The organism is Bacillus sp. L381 (genome assembly GCF_030284525.1).
Lineage (GTDB): Bacteria > Bacillota > Bacilli > Bacillales > Bacillaceae > Bacillus > Bacillus amyloliquefaciens.
Map to the genome: position 1 here is coordinate 1,152,347 of NZ_CP127224.1, position 15,445 is coordinate 1,167,791.

The 15,445-nt window shown below is 41.3% G+C and carries 18 protein-coding genes, 1 tRNA gene, 6 pseudogenes and 1 riboswitch; of the genes and pseudogenes, 14 read left to right on the forward strand and 11 right to left on the reverse strand.

The window, feature by feature from the left end:
- The first annotated feature begins 55 nt into the window (after positions 1-55).
- Complete coding sequence (locus QRX25_RS05775) at positions 56-310, forward strand: hypothetical protein (RefSeq protein WP_013351862.1); 255 nt, start codon at positions 56-58, stop codon at positions 308-310.
- A gap of 125 nt (positions 311-435) precedes the next feature.
- A complete protein-coding gene (gene bla / locus QRX25_RS05780) occupies positions 436-1,128 on the forward strand; it encodes a subclass B1 metallo-beta-lactamase (RefSeq protein ID WP_373925698.1) in 693 nt (230 codons plus the stop codon).
- A 36-nt stretch (positions 1,129-1,164) separates the two neighbouring features.
- Here the strand turns inward: bla and QRX25_RS05785 are convergent.
- The 6 genes and pseudogenes from QRX25_RS05785 to QRX25_RS05810 form a co-directional block, all read right to left on the reverse strand.
- A pseudogene (locus QRX25_RS05785) lies at positions 1,165-1,886 on the reverse strand (ABC transporter permease).
- A pseudogene (locus QRX25_RS05790) lies at positions 1,879-2,615 on the reverse strand (ABC transporter ATP-binding protein). The pseudogenes QRX25_RS05785 and QRX25_RS05790 overlap by 8 nt, the downstream one beginning before the upstream one ends.
- The gene (locus tag QRX25_RS05795; protein ID WP_212100958.1) at positions 2,616-2,852 is read right to left on the reverse strand and encodes an AbrB/MazE/SpoVT family DNA-binding domain-containing protein; all 237 of its coding nucleotides are present in this window, start codon (positions 2,850-2,852) and stop codon (positions 2,616-2,618) included. It abuts the pseudogene before it with no gap.
- Positions 2,853-3,009: 157 nt separating this feature from the next.
- Positions 3,010-3,441, reverse strand: coding sequence for a GNAT family N-acetyltransferase (locus tag QRX25_RS05800; protein ID WP_212100961.1), 432 nt, complete (start codon positions 3,439-3,441; stop codon positions 3,010-3,012).
- 4 nt (positions 3,442-3,445) lie between these two features.
- Positions 3,446-3,961 carry a YjcG family protein gene (locus QRX25_RS05805; protein ID WP_045506883.1) on the reverse strand — a complete coding sequence of 172 codons (516 nt, stop codon included), beginning with the start codon at positions 3,959-3,961 and terminating at the stop codon, positions 3,446-3,448.
- Between the two features lie 25 nt (positions 3,962-3,986).
- Positions 3,987-4,709, reverse strand: a complete 723-nt coding sequence (locus QRX25_RS05810; protein WP_065981195.1) for an esterase family protein — start codon at positions 4,707-4,709, stop codon at positions 3,987-3,989.
- Between the two features lie 174 nt (positions 4,710-4,883).
- Positions 4,884-5,009: riboswitch (SAM riboswitch) on the forward strand.
- A 69-nt stretch (positions 5,010-5,078) separates the two neighbouring features.
- On the opposite strand from QRX25_RS05810, the gene QRX25_RS05815 reads away from it, so the two are divergent.
- The 3 genes from QRX25_RS05815 to QRX25_RS05825 all read left to right on the forward strand — a co-directional run bounded on the left by QRX25_RS05815 (position 5,079) and on the right by QRX25_RS05825 (position 7,578).
- Complete coding sequence (locus QRX25_RS05815; protein ID WP_212100964.1) at positions 5,079-6,200, forward strand: methionine biosynthesis PLP-dependent protein; 1,122 nt, start codon at positions 5,079-5,081, stop codon at positions 6,198-6,200.
- Positions 6,193-7,368 carry a cystathionine beta-lyase gene (gene metC, locus QRX25_RS05820; protein WP_045506874.1) on the forward strand — a complete coding sequence of 392 codons (1,176 nt, stop codon included), beginning with the start codon at positions 6,193-6,195 and terminating at the stop codon, positions 7,366-7,368. Before QRX25_RS05815 ends, metC begins: the two co-directional genes overlap by 8 nt.
- Positions 7,369-7,505: 137 nt before the next feature.
- Positions 7,506-7,578 (forward strand) — tRNA-Val (locus tag QRX25_RS05825).
- Positions 7,579-7,809: 231 nt separating this feature from the next.
- Here the strand turns inward: QRX25_RS05825 and QRX25_RS05830 are convergent.
- Positions 7,810-8,109, reverse strand: coding sequence for a contact-dependent growth inhibition system immunity protein (locus tag QRX25_RS05830; RefSeq protein ID WP_212100967.1), 300 nt, complete (start codon positions 8,107-8,109; stop codon positions 7,810-7,812).
- Between the two features lie 205 nt (positions 8,110-8,314).
- Between QRX25_RS05830 and QRX25_RS05835 the strand changes: the two genes are divergently transcribed.
- On the forward strand, positions 8,315-8,551 hold the full coding sequence (locus QRX25_RS05835; protein WP_258415015.1) for a hypothetical protein: 237 nt from the start codon (positions 8,315-8,317) through the stop codon (positions 8,549-8,551).
- Positions 8,552-8,900: 349 nt separating this feature from the next.
- Positions 8,901-9,076, forward strand: a pseudogene (locus tag QRX25_RS05840) (hypothetical protein).
- A 13-nt stretch (positions 9,077-9,089) separates the two neighbouring features.
- Here the strand turns inward: QRX25_RS05840 and QRX25_RS05845 are convergent.
- Complete coding sequence (locus QRX25_RS05845) at positions 9,090-9,464, reverse strand: YoqO family protein (RefSeq protein ID WP_212100970.1); 375 nt, start codon at positions 9,462-9,464, stop codon at positions 9,090-9,092.
- An 81-nt stretch (positions 9,465-9,545) separates the two neighbouring features.
- On the opposite strand from QRX25_RS05845, the pseudogene QRX25_RS05850 reads away from it, so the two are divergent.
- Positions 9,546-10,125 (forward strand): annotated as a pseudogene (locus tag QRX25_RS05850) (tyrosine-type recombinase/integrase); the annotation flags it as partial.
- 47 nt (positions 10,126-10,172) lie between these two features.
- On the forward strand, positions 10,173-10,517 hold the full coding sequence (locus QRX25_RS05855) for a DUF6262 family protein (RefSeq protein ID WP_212101656.1): 345 nt from the start codon (positions 10,173-10,175) through the stop codon (positions 10,515-10,517).
- A gap of 150 nt (positions 10,518-10,667) precedes the next feature.
- Here QRX25_RS05855 and QRX25_RS05860 read toward each other — a convergent pair whose 3' ends face one another.
- Positions 10,668-11,195, reverse strand: coding sequence for a TetR/AcrR family transcriptional regulator (locus tag QRX25_RS05860; protein WP_212100973.1), 528 nt, complete (start codon positions 11,193-11,195; stop codon positions 10,668-10,670).
- 131 nt (positions 11,196-11,326) lie between these two features.
- Between QRX25_RS05860 and QRX25_RS05865 the strand changes: the two genes are divergently transcribed.
- Together QRX25_RS05865 and QRX25_RS05870 are read left to right on the forward strand one after the other, a co-directional pair.
- A complete protein-coding gene (locus QRX25_RS05865) occupies positions 11,327-12,253 on the forward strand; it encodes a ketopantoate reductase family protein (protein WP_065981201.1) in 927 nt (308 codons plus the stop codon).
- Between the two features lie 131 nt (positions 12,254-12,384).
- Positions 12,385-12,492, forward strand: a pseudogene (locus QRX25_RS05870) (WXG100 family type VII secretion target); the annotation flags it as partial.
- A 149-nt stretch (positions 12,493-12,641) separates the two neighbouring features.
- Here the strand turns inward: QRX25_RS05870 and QRX25_RS05875 are convergent.
- Positions 12,642-12,881: a tRNA-Val4 gene (locus QRX25_RS05875; protein WP_258415016.1), complete on the reverse strand. Its 240-nt coding sequence runs from the start codon at positions 12,879-12,881 to the stop codon at positions 12,642-12,644.
- Positions 12,882-12,925: 44 nt separating this feature from the next.
- Between QRX25_RS05875 and QRX25_RS05880 the strand changes: the two genes are divergently transcribed.
- The 3 genes and pseudogenes from QRX25_RS05880 (at position 12,926) to QRX25_RS05890 (ending at position 14,392) form a co-directional block, all read left to right on the forward strand.
- Complete coding sequence (locus tag QRX25_RS05880) at positions 12,926-13,141, forward strand: hypothetical protein (RefSeq protein WP_258415017.1); 216 nt, start codon at positions 12,926-12,928, stop codon at positions 13,139-13,141.
- Between the two features lie 415 nt (positions 13,142-13,556).
- Positions 13,557-13,882: pseudogene (locus tag QRX25_RS05885) on the forward strand (YoqU family phage-derived protein); the annotation flags it as partial.
- Between the two features lie 147 nt (positions 13,883-14,029).
- The gene (locus QRX25_RS05890; protein WP_212100976.1) at positions 14,030-14,392 is read left to right on the forward strand and encodes a hypothetical protein; all 363 of its coding nucleotides are present in this window, start codon (positions 14,030-14,032) and stop codon (positions 14,390-14,392) included.
- A 39-nt stretch (positions 14,393-14,431) separates the two neighbouring features.
- Here the strand turns inward: QRX25_RS05890 and QRX25_RS05895 are convergent, their stop codons facing one another.
- Positions 14,432-14,596 carry a hypothetical protein gene (locus QRX25_RS05895; RefSeq protein WP_222891155.1) on the reverse strand — a complete coding sequence of 55 codons (165 nt, stop codon included), beginning with the start codon at positions 14,594-14,596 and terminating at the stop codon, positions 14,432-14,434.
- Positions 14,597-15,445 lie beyond the last annotated feature (849 nt).

Below are 15,445 nucleotides of genomic sequence, written 5' to 3' on the forward strand. Positions count from 1 at the left end.
CCGCGTTTCAAAAAGTAAGATTAAGGGAAATGAAAAGCGAAGGGGAGGGGTACATATGATTTATGCAGGACGGATTCAAAACCAGCAATACACTCAATACGCAAACCGGTCAGCGGGTTATAAGCCTGATTACGCCGGCGTTACGAAAGCGGCCGCCCTCGCCAATGACAGGGTGTACAGAGAGGTGGAGCGCCGCCAGGAAAACACCGCAGCCGCAGCAAAGAAAGTCAATGAGGAAAAACGTAAGCGCTCTCTTTCCCGCCTCCCGCAAATTATGGGAAAAGGCCGATTGATTAATCAATGCGTATAAAAAAGCCCGGAAATATCCGGGCTTTTTTGAGTCTTATAATATGAAAGAAGAAAGGAATGATCTAATTGAGGAGATTTACATTATTCATCGCAGGGCTGTTTCTATTCGGCCTCTTTACAGCCGGGATGAAACCGGCACACGCGGCAGAGGGCTCCGAATTAAAAGGTGTCACGCTCACACAGCTGGCGCCGCATGTCTGGATGCATACAAGCACAGGTATGGCAGACGGGAGCCCCGTCCCTGCGAACGGATTGCTACTTGATACTTCCAAAGGAATCGTGTTGATTGACACTCCGTGGAATGACAGTCTTACAGAGCAATTAATGACACAAATAAACCAGCAGTTTCCCGGCAAAAGGATGACCGATGCCATTGTGACACACGCCCATGATGACCGTATAGGCGGGCTGAACACCCTGTACAAATACGGTGTAAAGGTGCACAGCACGAAGCTGACAGCTGACTTCGCCCGACAGCAGGGATATGCCCGGCCGCTCGGAGATTTAAAAAACGTGGCAAAGCTGAAATTTGGCGATATGAAAATGGAAACGTTTTATCCGGGAAAAGGGCATACGGAAGACAATATCACCGTCTGGCTGCCTCAGGATAAGCTCTTATTCGGCGGATGCTTAATCAAGTCTTTAGAAACAAAGGAAATCGTGCCTACTCCGGGCTTTTATCCGGATCAGTGGCCGCGCGCCGTTCAGAAAGTGATGAAAAGATACCGGGACATAAGCATTGTCGTCCCGGGCCATGGCAGCCCGGGGGATGGCCGCCTGCTCCCACATACGATAAGCCTTCTGAAAGAAAATAAGTAAAGAAGACCGGCGCTCCCATTACAGAGTGCCGGTTTTTTATCTCTTCCTGATTTTCATCAAACTAAGGAAAGCAAGCGCAAGCGCCAAAACGGCATATCCCGCTATCGGCCAAATATGCTATGGAACGAAGAATAATCTCCGGATATGACTTCCTGAGCCAGTTCGATCGAGTGAATAAACGGTAAGGCATAAGCTATATGTTTGAACGTCTCACCAAGCAGACTGACATCCATCCAAGCCCCGCCGAGAAATTGAACAAGCGTAATATAAATGGTTCCGATACCTGAAATTTGTTTGTCCGTAAACACAGCTCCTAAACATAACCCGAAGAAAACGGACATCATCGCAATCGGCAGCAGCACAGCGATACCCGCTAGAAGATTGATCCATTCGGCGGATAAGCCGGCAGCAGCTGCTGCGATAAAACAAATGACGATTTGTAAAATGGCTAACGGCAGCATTGGCAGTGCATAACCGATGACATAATCGGCTGTTTTTAAAGGAGAAGCAAACAAACGGGTCAGAAGAGCGGTCTGTTTGTCTTTTGCGATCAGCAATGCAGAGAACATCGTGAGGAAAGCAAAACCGAAAACAATAAGTCCGGGTGCTAAATGCTGAACTTTAAAAGTGTCAAGCGGCGCATTTTTCTCAATCGCCGTAAACAGAAACAATAGAATAACAGGCAGAGCGATTCCAAGGATGATAGATAGGGGATCACGGAAAATTTCTTTACGGTTGCGTATGGCGAAATCAAGCATAAAGCCCCGCCTCCCCGTCACAAATCGCTAAAAAGGCATCTTCAAATGTGGCTGAATGAGTTTGCTTTTTCAGGTCCTCAGCCGTACCCAGTGCTTTTAATGTCCCATTTTCTAAAATGCAAATACGGTCTGCCAGTGCTTCAGCTTCTTCTAGATAGTGTGTCGTTAAAATGATCGTCATGTCTCCCTTTAATGACTCAAGATTTTTCCACAACTCACGGCGTGAACGGACGTCCAGACCTAATGTCGGCTCATCTAAGAAATAAATATCCGGTTTTGTAATCATTCCCATTGCGATGCTGAGCCGGCGCTGCATTCCTCCTGATAACGTTTTTGTTTTTGCTCTTTCTTTCTCTTTTAATTGAAACAATTCGAGCATCTCATCCGTTCTTTTTTTCCTTCTTTTTTCGGAATTCCGTAGACTCCGGCTATAAACTCTAAGTTTTCCCGTACGGTTAGATTAGGGGCGATGGCTGTTTCCTGCGGAGACATAGTCATTTTCGGTTTTATTTTATCCAAATCAGTCAAAATGCTGTGACCAAGCACTGATGCATCACCCTCATCTGGAGAAAGGAGGCCGCAAAGCATACTGATTAATGTCGTTTTTCCGGCTCCGTTCTCTCCGAGTAAAGCGAAAAATTCTCCTTTTTCAACTGAGAATTCAAGTCGGTCAACAGCGGCGGTTTCTTTATAATGTTTAGTTAATTGCTTCAGCTCAATCGCGTGCATTTACTCATCCTCCTCACCATCTGTATTGATTTGCTTTGCGTTTAAAATATCTTTTGCAAATTCGAAAAAGAGTTCTTGTTTAACAAGTGCGATACCCTGCTGGTCATCCCCGAGCATAAGCAGTGAGTCCCCCGGCTTTATATCAAAAACATCTCTTGCTTCTTTAGGAATGACAATCTGTCCTTTTGTGCCTACTTTAACAGTCCCGAATATATGCTTCCCTTTTGGTGCTGTCATGTTTAACCCTCCTATATAAATTGTATTTTTTGTATGAAATGTAATACTTCGCATACTAAACATACAATTAAATTCCATAAAATTCAATAAATTTCTTGAAAAAGTATAATTTTCATAAAAAAACACTCCTGTCATATCAACAGGAGTGTTTTTGATTTTATAGTTTTTGTTTCTTTACCATTTCCAGATGGGGAATGCCCGCATCTAAAAATTCTTCGCCAGACGTGACTTGGTATCCTTGTTTTTCGTAAAACGGAACCGCCTGTGTTTGCGCATGTAAGATAAAGCTGTCGGCGCCCTTAGCTGCCGCCGCTTTTTCAAGCGCCTGCATAATGATGGCGCCGACACCGAGAGAGCGGTGGCTTTTCATCACGCAGATGCGCTCTAATTTTCCATGCCCGTCTTTCAAGCGCCATCTGCCGGCTCCGACCGGCTGGCCGCCGTCATAAATGACAATATGCTCTGACGTGTCTTCGAATTGATCAATCTCTTCTTCTTCCGGAACGTGCTGCTCTTTAACAAAGACCTCTTTTCTGACGAAAAAAGCGTCGTTCAGCTGTTTTTCAGTTTTTGCAATGATGGCTTCCAAACAGTTATTCTCCTCCGCCTAATAAAAATGTTTCGTACACAGTCCATGAGCCGTTATCCAGCTGATAGAGCAAGTGAAAACGGTCGATGACTTCTTCGTGGGAAATGTCCAGCATTTTCAGCTGCCCGAGTACGTCGGAATGTTCATCTGACGACAGCTTCTGGCCGACTGTGACATGCGGAACGAAGCTGTATTCCGGCTCTCCGGATAATGCTCCTGAGTAGCATTTCTCACTCAGCGTTTTTAATTCCTCCGTCGGCTCCGCTTTCATGTATATCACATTATTTACAGGAGAAAACGAGCTGTATTTTGTGATCTTCAGAACGAGCGGGTGCGACTCTTTTGCCGTCTGTCTCAGCTGTGATACGACCTGCTCGATTTCCTGTTCTGTCGCTTCAAACGGATCTCTTACCGTCAGGTGCGGCGGTATGAGCGCGTAGCTCGGGTCGTAGCGTTTTCGGTACGAATTTGCGAGATCCTGTAATTTTTTTGATGGAAATAAAACAATACCGTATTTCATGAAAGTTCCCTCCTTAAATGAATGGTTACAGCATTTTCTTCAGCGCCGGCGTTATGAGCGGCTGCCAGTAGGTCCACTTATGATCCCCGTCGAAGGTTTCATACGTGTATTCAGACTGTTTGCTTTCCAGCAGCTGTTTGAGCTCTTCGTTCGGCGCGGTGAAATCAAGAATCTGGCCGTCCGTTGTGTGAACGTCGGTTTCTTTTTCTCCGATTTGATGATAAACGGAAATCTGTTTGAGATCCTCCGACTCCCGGACGGCATCCAGGACGTGCCCGTCAACATACGGAGACTGCATGATGACGTTTCCGAACATGTTTGGATAGTCAATCGCCGTCATGAGCGAAACGGTTCCGCCGAGGGAATCCCCGATCATTGTGCGGCCGTATCCGACTTGATAAGTCGGGTATTCTTTGTCGATAAAAGGAACGAGCTCATTTGCGATAAACCGTTTATATGAGGCGAACTTAGAGCCTTCGGGATGGTATGTGTCTCTTCGCTCCCGCACATTTTTATAGGGGACGCCGATAATGATGCAGCGGTCAATTTCCCCCTTTGACATGAGCTCTTCCGCCTGCCGCCCGATTTTCCCTAATCTGAAGTAATCATGGCCGTCCTGGGCGATGACCGTATGATATTTATACAGGGGGGAGTAGGTGTTTGGCAGGTAGACCAAAACGGTCATTTCTTCTTCAAGCTCATGGGAGAAAAGTTTTTTCTCATGAATGATTCCGGTTTTCGGTGCCACTTAGCATTCCTCCAGGCCGCTTCTTGTCTTAATGGTTTTTCCCTATTGTACCATGAATTATTAGAAATTTCTTTCTTCAGATGCACTTCTTGAGAGAGTTCAGAAAATTAAAAAGTTGTTGAAATTCATTTTATAGTGCGTTAATATAGAACAATCAGAAAATACAAAACAATATTCTTATCACGAGAGGTGGAGGGACTGGCCCTTTGAAACCTCAGCAACCGGTTTGCTTTGCCGCAGGAAGGCAAAGTGCCAAGGTGCTAAATCCAGCAAGCGATTCACATGCTTGGAAGATAAGAGGAAGAGAAAAGCTCCTTCTTCTTATGAAGAGGGAGCTTTTTTATTTTTGAAAAAGGATGGTGCCTGCTGATGACGCAGCATGTTGAAACAAAATTAGCCCAAATCGGAAATAGAAGCGAAGAAGCAACGGGAACGGTCAGTCCGCCGATTTATCTGTCCACCGCTTACCGCCATAGAGGAATAGGAGAATCTACAGGCTTTGATTACGTGCGCACGAAAAACCCGACTCGCCAGCTCGTTGAAGACGCCATCGCCGTGTTGGAAAACGGTGCGCGAGGCTTTGCTTTCAGCTCGGGAATGGCAGCCATTCAAACCATTATGGCTTTATTTAAAAGCGGGGATGAATTGATTGTATCCTCCGATTTATACGGAGGCACTTACCGTTTATTTGAAAATGAGTGGAGAAAATACGGCTTAAGCTTTATTTATGATGATTTCAGTGATGAAGACTGTTTACGCTCCAAAATAACGGAAAACACGAAAGCGGTATTTGTTGAAACGCCGACAAATCCGTTAATGCAGGAGGCGGACATAGAAAAAATCGCCCGCATTACGAAAGAAGCCGGCCTGCTTTTGATTGTGGATAATACGTTTTACACCCCGGTGATCCAGCGTCCGCTTGAACTGGGAGCCGACATCGTCATTCACAGCGCCACAAAATATTTAGCCGGGCACAATGATCTCCTTGCCGGTCTGGCTGTCGTAAAGGATGAAGAGCTCGGCGACGTCATATTTAATCACCAAAATGCGATCGGTGCCGTTCTCCCGCCGTTCGATTCGTGGCTTTTAATGAGAGGGATGAAAACACTCGGACTCAGAATGCGCCGTCATGAAGAAAACGCCCGTGAACTTGCAGAATTTTTAGAAAAAGAAGAGGAAATCACCGATGTGTTATATCCCGGAAAAGGCGGAATGCTGTCTTTCCGGCTGCAAAAAGAGGAATGGGTCAATCCGTTTTTAAAGGCGCTTAAAACGATCTGTTTTGCAGAAAGTCTCGGAGGGGTGGAAAGCTTTATTACATACCCCGCGACACAGACGCACATGGACATTCCGGAAGATATCCGCATCGCAAACGGCGTCTGCAACCGTCTGCTGAGATTTTCAGTGGGAATTGAACATGCAGAAGATTTGAAGCGGGATGTAAAGCAGGCATTACAGCAAGTAAAAGAGGGGGCCGTGTCGTATGAGTAATCACAATTGGACGCTGGAAACCCAGCTTGTGCACAACCCATTTAAAACAGACGCAGCCACCGGAGCTGTCAGCGTGCCGATCCAGCATGCCTCCACATTCCATCAGTCATCATTTGAGGAATTCGGGACATATGATTACAGCCGCTCCGGCACACCGACAAGAACAGCGCTTGAAGAAACAATTGCGGGGCTTGAAGGCGGAACGAGAGGTTTTGCTTTCAGCTCCGGAATGGCGGCAATTTCGACGGCATTTCTGCTCTTATCCCAAGGCGACCATGTGCTCGTCACGGAGGATGTGTACGGCGGAACATTCCGTATGGTGACTGAGGTGCTGTCCCGCTTCGGAATCGAACACACCTTTGTCGATATGACGGACACAGAAGCGGTCGCCTGCGCCATCCGGCCGAATACGAAAGCCATCTATATGGAAACACCGTCAAACCCGACGCTCGGCATAACGGATATTAAGGCCGTCGTCAAACTGGCAAAGGATCACGGCTGTCTGACATATCTTGACAATACTTTTATGACGCCTGCACTGCAGCGTCCGCTTGACCTCGGCGTAGACATCGTGCTTCACAGCGCGACGAAATTTTTAAGCGGGCACAGTGACGTCCTGTCAGGGCTTGCCGCCGTAAAGGATGAAGAGCTCGGCAATCAGCTGTATAAGCTGCAAAATTCGTTTGGAGCGGTACTTGGCGTCCAGGACTGCTGGCTCGTATTGAGAGGATTAAAAACATTACAGGTCAGACTGGAAAAAGCGAGCCGGACGGCTGAACGGCTGGCTGCCTACTTTCACGGGCATCCCGCCGTCAAAAACGTTTACTATCCGGGGCTTGCCGGACACCCGGGAGCCGACACTCATAAACGACAAGCGAGCGGAGCGGGCGCCGTCCTGTCCTTTGAACTGGAAAGCAAAGAAGCCGTCAAAAAGCTGGTCGAAAACGTATCGCTTCCGGTGTTCGCAGTCAGCCTCGGCGCCGTCGAATCCATTCTCTCATACCCTGCTGCCATGTCGCACGCCGCCATGCCGAAAGCAGAGAGGGAGAAACGCGGCATCACAGACGGGCTCCTGCGCCTGAGCGTCGGAGTCGAAAACGCCGAAGATTTGGAACGCGACTTCGAACAAGCGCTGAAAAAAATCGCCCCCGCCGGAGTGAGATCATAAACGAAAAGGGCGCCGCCAAATTTGTGCGGCGCTCTTTTTTATTTTTGATAAAAAAAGTGTTGACGAACGGATAACCAGGATATATAATTATAAATGTCAGAGAGACAACAACATACCCAGCAACACATACATATCATGATTCCGTAGCTCAGCTGGGAGAGCGCTACCTTGACAGGGTAGAGGTCGCTGGTTCGAGCCCAGTCGGAATCATAGCCGAAACCCTTGCGTAGCAAGGGTTTTTTACTTTGCTTATTTATTGATTTTGTCATCATTCATCGAGTTGGGGACGAAATTATTTTTTTGTGCTGTTTTTGAAGTGCATTTGCTGTATACTGCAAGGTTCTTTCAGCCTGACTGCTGATGGATCTATGGACCGAAGATAGTCTAACCTATTGAAAACATAGATAAAGCCCTTCTCATAAGAGAAGGACTTTCTTTTATCTAGAGAGTTTCAATGTGCTGTTTTATTTGTTCTGTAACTTGTTTAAGCCATTCTAAAGGAGTTATACCGTCCTCTGGGAAAAATACACCATCAGCCGCCTCCTCTATAAAATCAATCTTATCTGCTTCCGAATGATCACTGTTTACAAACTCGGTAAGTGCTCTTACATCTCTTTTTTTTAGTTTATTTGATGCTTCATTTAGATACTCATCAAGAGCTGATTCTGGAGACTCTATATCTTGGTGGAAATGCCCTCCTAGAAATCTAAATACAGGATCAGAAACTTTGATTTCAATCATTGTATATCACCTCGTTGGGTAGCCTGTTAGTATAAAGCTACCATCTTCATTTTTCTTTAACTTCATTTGTACCTTTGCGAACTCCTCTACCTATAACTTCGGTTCCTCTATAAGGTAACGGTAATGGATTGTTAACATCACTATTTAACCACTCTTCAATCATTTTCGAATGAAAGATTATCTCAGCAAGTACAGTACATCAGAAATGGCCATGCTTTTAATAATGTTATTTGGCCTTGTCGCGATTGATTCTAAAAACTTGTCGCTTTCTGGAATGATAGCGAGTGGAATTTTATATTTAGCTGTGGTCCTCACAATTTTTAAAGGTCTTATTATGATTTGGTCAGAAAAACGACATGAAAGAAAGCGAAAAAATAAGTTTATTCAGGAAGAAGTTTTGACTGAAGGGGGGAGCTGCTTGGAGTCACCCGGCAGCGTTTAAAGCACCCTTATGACTTCCGGAAAGCTCAAACCGGTTAAAAAGGTGGTTGGGACAGTCGCATTGTTTTTGCTTGGACATATACAAGCTCTTAAAAAAGAATTAGAAGCCGGCCGGAAGAAATACCGGCCGTATGATGAGTGAAGCCCTTCTCGAGATGAGAAGGGTTTTTGTCATATGTTTGTCACTTAAGTGAAATCAAAAAGGTTGTGATAGACCCGGAAACTGTACTAGAGATGGATTAGAGTGTGGCTGAAGATGGAATAATTATAAACGAATAAAGAATAAAAATACAGTAAATGGAGGTTGTTTAGATGATTAAGACAAACTACTTAGTAACCACGTTGAGGAGATTAATAGTAAATATTACGCTGCCAAAGGATATTCAGTTCATAGCGTTGACCGCAGAAAAATGGACAACTGATTGTTGTTACGGAGCGAGTAGCAGAGGAGAGGGAACCGGCAAAAGTTGATATCGCATTTGATTTCATACATAAAAGATCGCATAGAAAGAAGCATTTAGTATAAAAAAGGCAAAGAGTTATAACCCTTTACCATTAGGTGATTTCCTTAACCGATTTGCAATGTACTTCATTACGTTTACTGCAATCGTTACCAATGCAATAATTAATGCTATTTCAAATAAGAGGATATATCTAAAATTCACATTAAGCTTTTCAAAGTAATCGCTGGTAAAAGAGAGAAGTTGATAAATTCCTAGCATAAAAAGAATAAAGGTAACTCCTAAAATTACAAGTGACTTTTTAGAATAATCTTTAGCATGTTCAAAGTTATAAATCATTATTGATACAAATAACAAAGCCGTAGCAATCTTGTGGGATAGCGATTCATCGGCCGAAAACGATTGCACTACTATGCTGAAGATTAATCCAGTAATACCGATTGTTTTATTCAAAGAATCACCCACTCTTATGTAAGTTAAATATGAGTTTACCAATTAAAGGGTATTTCTTCAAGTTGATACACATTAAAGTTATTTAAGATGCATCACTTTCGACATACCTATGCAATAAAACTGATAAATAACGGTATTGATATTTTTACAGTGCAAGAATTACTTGCCCACTTGTCTCCGGAGATGACAATGGTTTATGCAAAACTTTTGGATGAAACAAAGCGTAAAGCATTTGAAAAGGTAGTTACTGATGGAGTTTTTAGTTTTGATTTAAACGGGAATATTTATGAACTTAATAAAAATGAAGAAATAACAAAAGAAATAAAAGGAGATTCTTTGGTTAAATCATAAATTAACTGCAATAGATAATCATTATGGATCATGTAGGGCAAGATTGAACGGAAATTGCCCTTATGCGGAGGAACCTCCTTGCTTAACGTGTAATGGTGGAAGTCCTTGTAAAGACCTGGCGGTAGGTCTCTCAGAGATGGATGTAGCAAAACATGAAATTCATATACAATCTACTTCAAAAATGGTAGAAGTAGTGAAACATTATGGACGTGAAGAAATAGCACAAAAAAACCAGAAGAATTTAGATAGACTCCAGAATATCTGTAATACTATTAAACAAGGAAATATAATTTTTGGACGAAATGAATAACACGTGAGCAAGGGGTATAATATGACCGCAAGAAACACCTAAAGCAAATTCACGAAGGTCGCAAAGCAATTACTATGAGTAAAGTAGATGATGCTATTAAAAGGCTCGTTAGAAACAATCAAGGTATTAATTTTAACAGTGTAGCCAGTGAGGCTGGAGTGACAAAGGCCATGCTTTATAATAATGCGATATTACGAGAGCAAATTGAAACACTGCGTCAGCAGCAGATAAAAGACCCCTCTGCAAAGCAGGTAAAGTATAAAATGAATGAAAATAATAAAGACGCGATTATCGAATCTTTAAAGCGAAAAGTTAAGCGATTAGAGTATGAGAACAAGGATTTACGAGCCCAATTAAAAGAATCATATGCAGAGGTATATAAAAAATATTAATTAAAGTGGAGAACAATGTTCTCCCTTCCCTACTTTTTAAATTAGAGGGGATTTTTCTTATGGTACTAACTGTTAGTATCAAAAGAAATTACTGAAACAGAATAAAGCAGTTTCACAGGTTTTATTCAAATCCAAGATTATATGACAATTCTATGTAATGATGGAAAAAACTATATCCTTTAATTCAGCAGCAATATCTGATGGAACTGTGTTCAATTCATCCTCTAATAACCACCACTCAATAGCGCCTAGAACAGTTGATATGATGGCTCTTCTCTTCAGAATACTAACAACACGGAGATCAAATAAATCCGAAGTTTCAATAAAGGAAGATATAGATGACTTGAGTTCGTTTTGGAAAAGTTGATACCCTTCGTTCCTCAATAAGGGCTCAATTAATTTGTAATTATCCTTTAAGTAATCAAGAGCTAAAGTAAGTGCGTTACTAGTCTCTTCTTGATTATGAAGACAGTATTGGTTCATGTGATTAATATGAATCTTTATGGTTTTTTCCAGCAATTCATATTTATCCTGATAATGAAGGTAAAAAGTACCTCTGTTAATATCGGCTAATTTTGAAATTTGATTTACTGTGATCTTATCAAATGGTTTCTCATTAAGTAACATAAAAAAAGTGTCTAATATCAGCTTTTGCGTTCTTCTTTTTCTTTTATCCATCTCCACACCTCAACAATTTTAGTATGATGTTCATTAATTAACATATATTGCCTTTTGATGATTGTTTAATTTTATACAAATGATACTATTAAATCAACACCTGTTCAATTAAAAAACTGGAGGGGGATTTAATGAATATCTTAGTTATTGGGCGTGGAGTCATTTCTAGTCAATATGCTTGGACCTTTAAAGAAAACGGAAATAATATTGACTTTTATATCAGACCAGAATCAATAGATAAGTATAAGCCAATGCTGAATTTGCAGTTAGAAGATAGGAGGAAACGTCAGCCTAAAAAAAATAATGTATCTTGGGAAACTAATTTAATATATGAGATACCACAATACCATAACTATGACTTGATTTTTGTGAGCGTCAATATTGAACAAATTAGTTCCGTTGTTAAAACATTGAATAATAAGGTGAATAACGCCACTGTATTGTTTTTTAATAATTTTTGGGAGGATCCCATCAAGCAAACAGAAATATTACCACAATCTCAACTTATATTCGGGTTCCCTGGTGCTGGCGGGGGAACAGTAGGAGCAAATACAATTAATGGTGCGTTTACTTCTATTATCATGATAGGTGATATAGGGACGGCTTCGAAAGAACGAGTTCAGCAAGTATACACATTATTTGAGCAAGCCGGCTTCAGCGTTAAAAGGCAAGCTAATTTTAAAAAGTTCTTATTGAACCACTTCCTCCTAAATGTAGCTATTGAAATCGAAGTTTTAAAAGAAGGGAGTTTTATAAGATTGATGGACTCCATCCATGCTTTAGGAAACATCTCCATAAATCTTCGACAACTAAAACCTATAATGAAGGAACGAGGAATGAGTTATGATGCTTTAAATACTATACTTTCAACGATATCATCAAAAATAATAGGTATTATAATGTCCAAGTTTATCTTTAAAAGTGGAAGTACAGCACGAGCTTTAATGGAAGGAAACAATACTATAACTGGACGCAGCGCCAAATTAATTCTTGATGAAGCAAGAAGAAAAAATATGCATATATACATACTCGAAAATATTAGAAAACTCTTACCATAATAATCCCTCATGCTTACGCTCAACATCAATAATCGGTCCGTCTACATAATGATTTGGTGTTAAAGTTAAGGTTTCATTGTTCTCTTAAAACCTGAAACTTCTAACAACATGGGCATAGGTAATGTCAAAAAGGTGATAGTACCTCTCTCGCACCCGGCGGCGGATTAGCTGTTCATGAAGCAAGTGGCGGGCATCTAATTGATAGACATATCGGTAAGACTGATGAAGAGTTATTACAAGGCTACAGATAAACAAGAAGATACGTGCCTTCTGTCAGACGGTTCCTAAGAAGTTCTTCAGATTATATCTATGGATCGAAAACAGAGCGAAACTTGAAGAGGTATTGAATTAATAAAAAGAACCCTTGAATTTCATAGGACTTAAAGTTTCAATTATCACTCTTATACCTTTGTGGGATCTTGTCTCTCAGACGAGTATCGTTTTCACTTTTTGTATAAAGGTATTCTATGACTGTTTGATCTTCTTTTATATATGCTATAGCGGTGTTTAATTGAATCTCATATTCTTCAATAGAACCATCCAATACTTTTTGAATCAATTTTAAGTATTCATTAGCTTCACTTACCGAAACAATGTCTTCAATGAAATCAGAAAAGTATTCTAACATGGAGAGAAAAAGAAAGGAGAGAAATGAGAAAGTATTTTGGGATAGTGTCGCTTATCATCCTTTTATTCACATTTTGTTTTCTGCCTCATATTCATTGGGCGCTTGGAATTCTAGGAATTGTCGTGGGGAGTATTCTAGCAATCAAATCACCTAAAGGAATGGCTAAGTATATTTCTTTTGTTATCCTAGCACTTTGTTTACTTTTACTATTATTATTGATTGTGATGGGTGTTTTGATGGCAGGTCTAGTGGGAAATTAACTTTAATTTATCATCCTATTTGGGGGAAAGTTGGGGACGAAACTGTTTTTTTTTGAGCTGATTTTGAAGTGCATTCGCTGTATACTGCAAGGTACTTTTTGACTGCTGATGGAATCTACGGACCGAAGATAGTCTAACCTATTGAAAACATAGATAAAGCCCTTCTCATAAGAGAGGGGCTTTCTTTTACCTAGAACAAAATATCATAATTATCGTACATAGTTAATTAGAACTCCTTTATTTTATAGGGTAACCAGTTAAAATAAACTCCCCATTTATACTTTTTTTAACACTATTTTTGCGTTGGTGACATCCTCAGCAACATTTGACCCTTGTTCTGCACTTCTTCCGAGAATTTCTCCCTTCCCTTTATATCCCAAAGGGAGGGTGGGTTAATAGCTTATCGCAAGAATATCATCGGACATTCTGCCGCAAGTCAAAGGATCGCATAGCGCCTTTCAGGTTTAAGAAAAAACTGTTCTTCGTTGATGATTCATGAGGGCTGACGTTTACCCGTATGAATTGGGATGCGTTGGTCCAAATGGTTTTTCGCATGGAGGTAACATGCGGCAACTGGTCAACAGCTTTAAAAACTTCATTCTAACAGGGAAGTGCGGCGAGCATTGGGAATATAAAGAAATATAGGCTTACAGCTATGTAGGATGTATGAAAATCCGTCAGACGACGAAGGAGATCGATTTCATTGAAAGCGTTGATTGCGCCTGCAGCTTTAATGAATGGGCGAAGCAATCCTCGTGTATCCAATACGGAAAAATGACAAACGCAGTCTACATGTATTGTGACGGTTCGGATGCGGGTGTATGGAACTTCCAATTCATCCGCTGTTATGTCAGAAGGACGAAAAACATGTTTTGAGGAGGAATCGGAATGATTGAATTTACACGGCCATCACCTATGAAGAAAACATGCACGATACATCCAGAAAAGAAATCTGTCAGATCGGTTTCATTTGCTGATTTTAAAGGCAATTCTGTAACAGTAACACTTTGTGAAATGTGTCTGGCTGATTTAAAAAAGAAAGCCGCGGGTGAATACAGGAGCATGCTCGAGGAGCGGGCCAAACAGAATCGTTTCAAGATTGGTGATTATGTGTATTTAAAGCATTTGGGAGTAGTCGGCGAGGTGAAAAACATGGAAGGCGTTCAAGCGGCAAACAGGACAGACACAGATGGAATACGGATGGCCACCCCTAAGGAAATCGCAGAATACAAAAAACAGGAGGAGCAATAGGGAAAGGACACAGCTTTCTTTCCTTTCCCTATCATTGGATTATGGTAAATCTGTAATTGTAGCTGTTGTGGATGCATTTGAAGGAGGATAGGGTCCAAGTACTGCTTTCATACCATATTGACTGTTTTTATCCAACCACACATCGATATACGTTGAGCTTTTTTTTGTATTTCCCCCTACGAAAAGGTCAGCTACGTTTTCCATGGTAGTGGGAGGCATTTATAAATGGAACAATCTCCGTCATTCGTCATATCAGTAAAACTTCTGGAATAAGAACAATAAAATCTCATATATTTTCCGTTTCCAGTAAAATATACGTCGGTCCCACCTGTTTTGCTTTGGGTTACACTGGCTAACACGGCTGCGTTAGCTGTTGATGCAAAAGTTATAGATAACAAAACAGCTGAAAAAAATAGAACCAAACCTTTTCTAACTCTCATTTGAAACACTCCTTTATGGTTTTTTTATTGCATATAAAAGATACAACAGAAGTAATTGTTTTACTTGTTAATAACTGTTAAATGTTTGTGAACAAAAGAAGGGCTTGTTTTATGAAGAAAAGGGACAGTCATGAAAAGATTATTCTTCCGTTCTGCAGCCATCCAAGAGTGAATTCAATATCACTGATCATGCTACTGGATAAACTTTTTATCGTTTATCTGTTCAGCCGTTAGATTGACTTCAACTGTATTTTATAGGTAGTCACTGCAAAAGCATCGCCTGTTGAAATACTTCATCGCGGCATAACCACTGTATCCCTTAACAAAGGCTGCAGATATAATTAGTTGATTTGAGTCAGTAATAAGGGTTTTAATTTCCTCTGTAAATTCTTCCAAATTTCCAGTTTCATTATTATCTGGGCTTTCCTATTAGAGTATTATCAATTGATCTAACTTTAAAGTGAAGGGCTTGACCACCTTCGTGGGAGCAGTACGTATTTCTACTCGATTGTTTTGACTCTGATTGTTTTAACGTGAGGACGTTTTTAAATTAACCTTTTCAGCTGATTTCCTAACTTGCATGGGAAACATTTCACAGGAAATATATTGACTG

What these genes read in the sequence shown, in the direction of transcription:
- QRX25_RS05775 (WP_013351862.1), top strand. Translation starts at nt 56, where the DNA reads ATGATTTATGCAGGACGGATTCAAAACCAGCAATACACTCAATACGCA.
- QRX25_RS05875 (WP_258415016.1), bottom strand. Translation starts at nt 12,881, where the DNA reads ATGTTAGAATACTTTTCTGATTTCATTGAAGACATTGTTTCGGTAAGT.
- QRX25_RS05890 (WP_212100976.1), top strand. Translation starts at nt 14,030, where the DNA reads ATGATTGAATTTACACGGCCATCACCTATGAAGAAAACATGCACGATA.
- QRX25_RS05835 (WP_258415015.1), top strand. Translation starts at nt 8,315, where the DNA reads ATGGCCATGCTTTTAATAATGTTATTTGGCCTTGTCGCGATTGATTCT.
- QRX25_RS05805 (WP_045506883.1), bottom strand. Translation starts at nt 3,961, where the DNA reads ATGAAATACGGTATTGTTTTATTTCCATCAAAAAAATTACAGGATCTC.
- bla (WP_373925698.1), top strand. Translation starts at nt 436, where the DNA reads ATGAAACCGGCACACGCGGCAGAGGGCTCCGAATTAAAAGGTGTCACG.
- QRX25_RS05795 (WP_212100958.1), bottom strand. Translation starts at nt 2,852, where the DNA reads ATGACAGCACCAAAAGGGAAGCATATATTCGGGACTGTTAAAGTAGGC.
- QRX25_RS05895 (WP_222891155.1), bottom strand. Translation starts at nt 14,596, where the DNA reads ATGGAAAACGTAGCTGACCTTTTCGTAGGGGGAAATACAAAAAAAAGC.
- QRX25_RS05830 (WP_212100967.1), bottom strand. Translation starts at nt 8,109, where the DNA reads ATGATTGAAATCAAAGTTTCTGATCCTGTATTTAGATTTCTAGGAGGG.
- QRX25_RS05815 (WP_212100964.1), top strand. Translation starts at nt 5,079, where the DNA reads ATGACGCAGCATGTTGAAACAAAATTAGCCCAAATCGGAAATAGAAGC.
- metC (WP_045506874.1), top strand. Translation starts at nt 6,193, where the DNA reads ATGAGTAATCACAATTGGACGCTGGAAACCCAGCTTGTGCACAACCCA.
- QRX25_RS05860 (WP_212100973.1), bottom strand. Translation starts at nt 11,195, where the DNA reads ATGGATAAAAGAAAAAGAAGAACGCAAAAGCTGATATTAGACACTTTT.
- QRX25_RS05865 (WP_065981201.1), top strand. Translation starts at nt 11,327, where the DNA reads ATGAATATCTTAGTTATTGGGCGTGGAGTCATTTCTAGTCAATATGCT.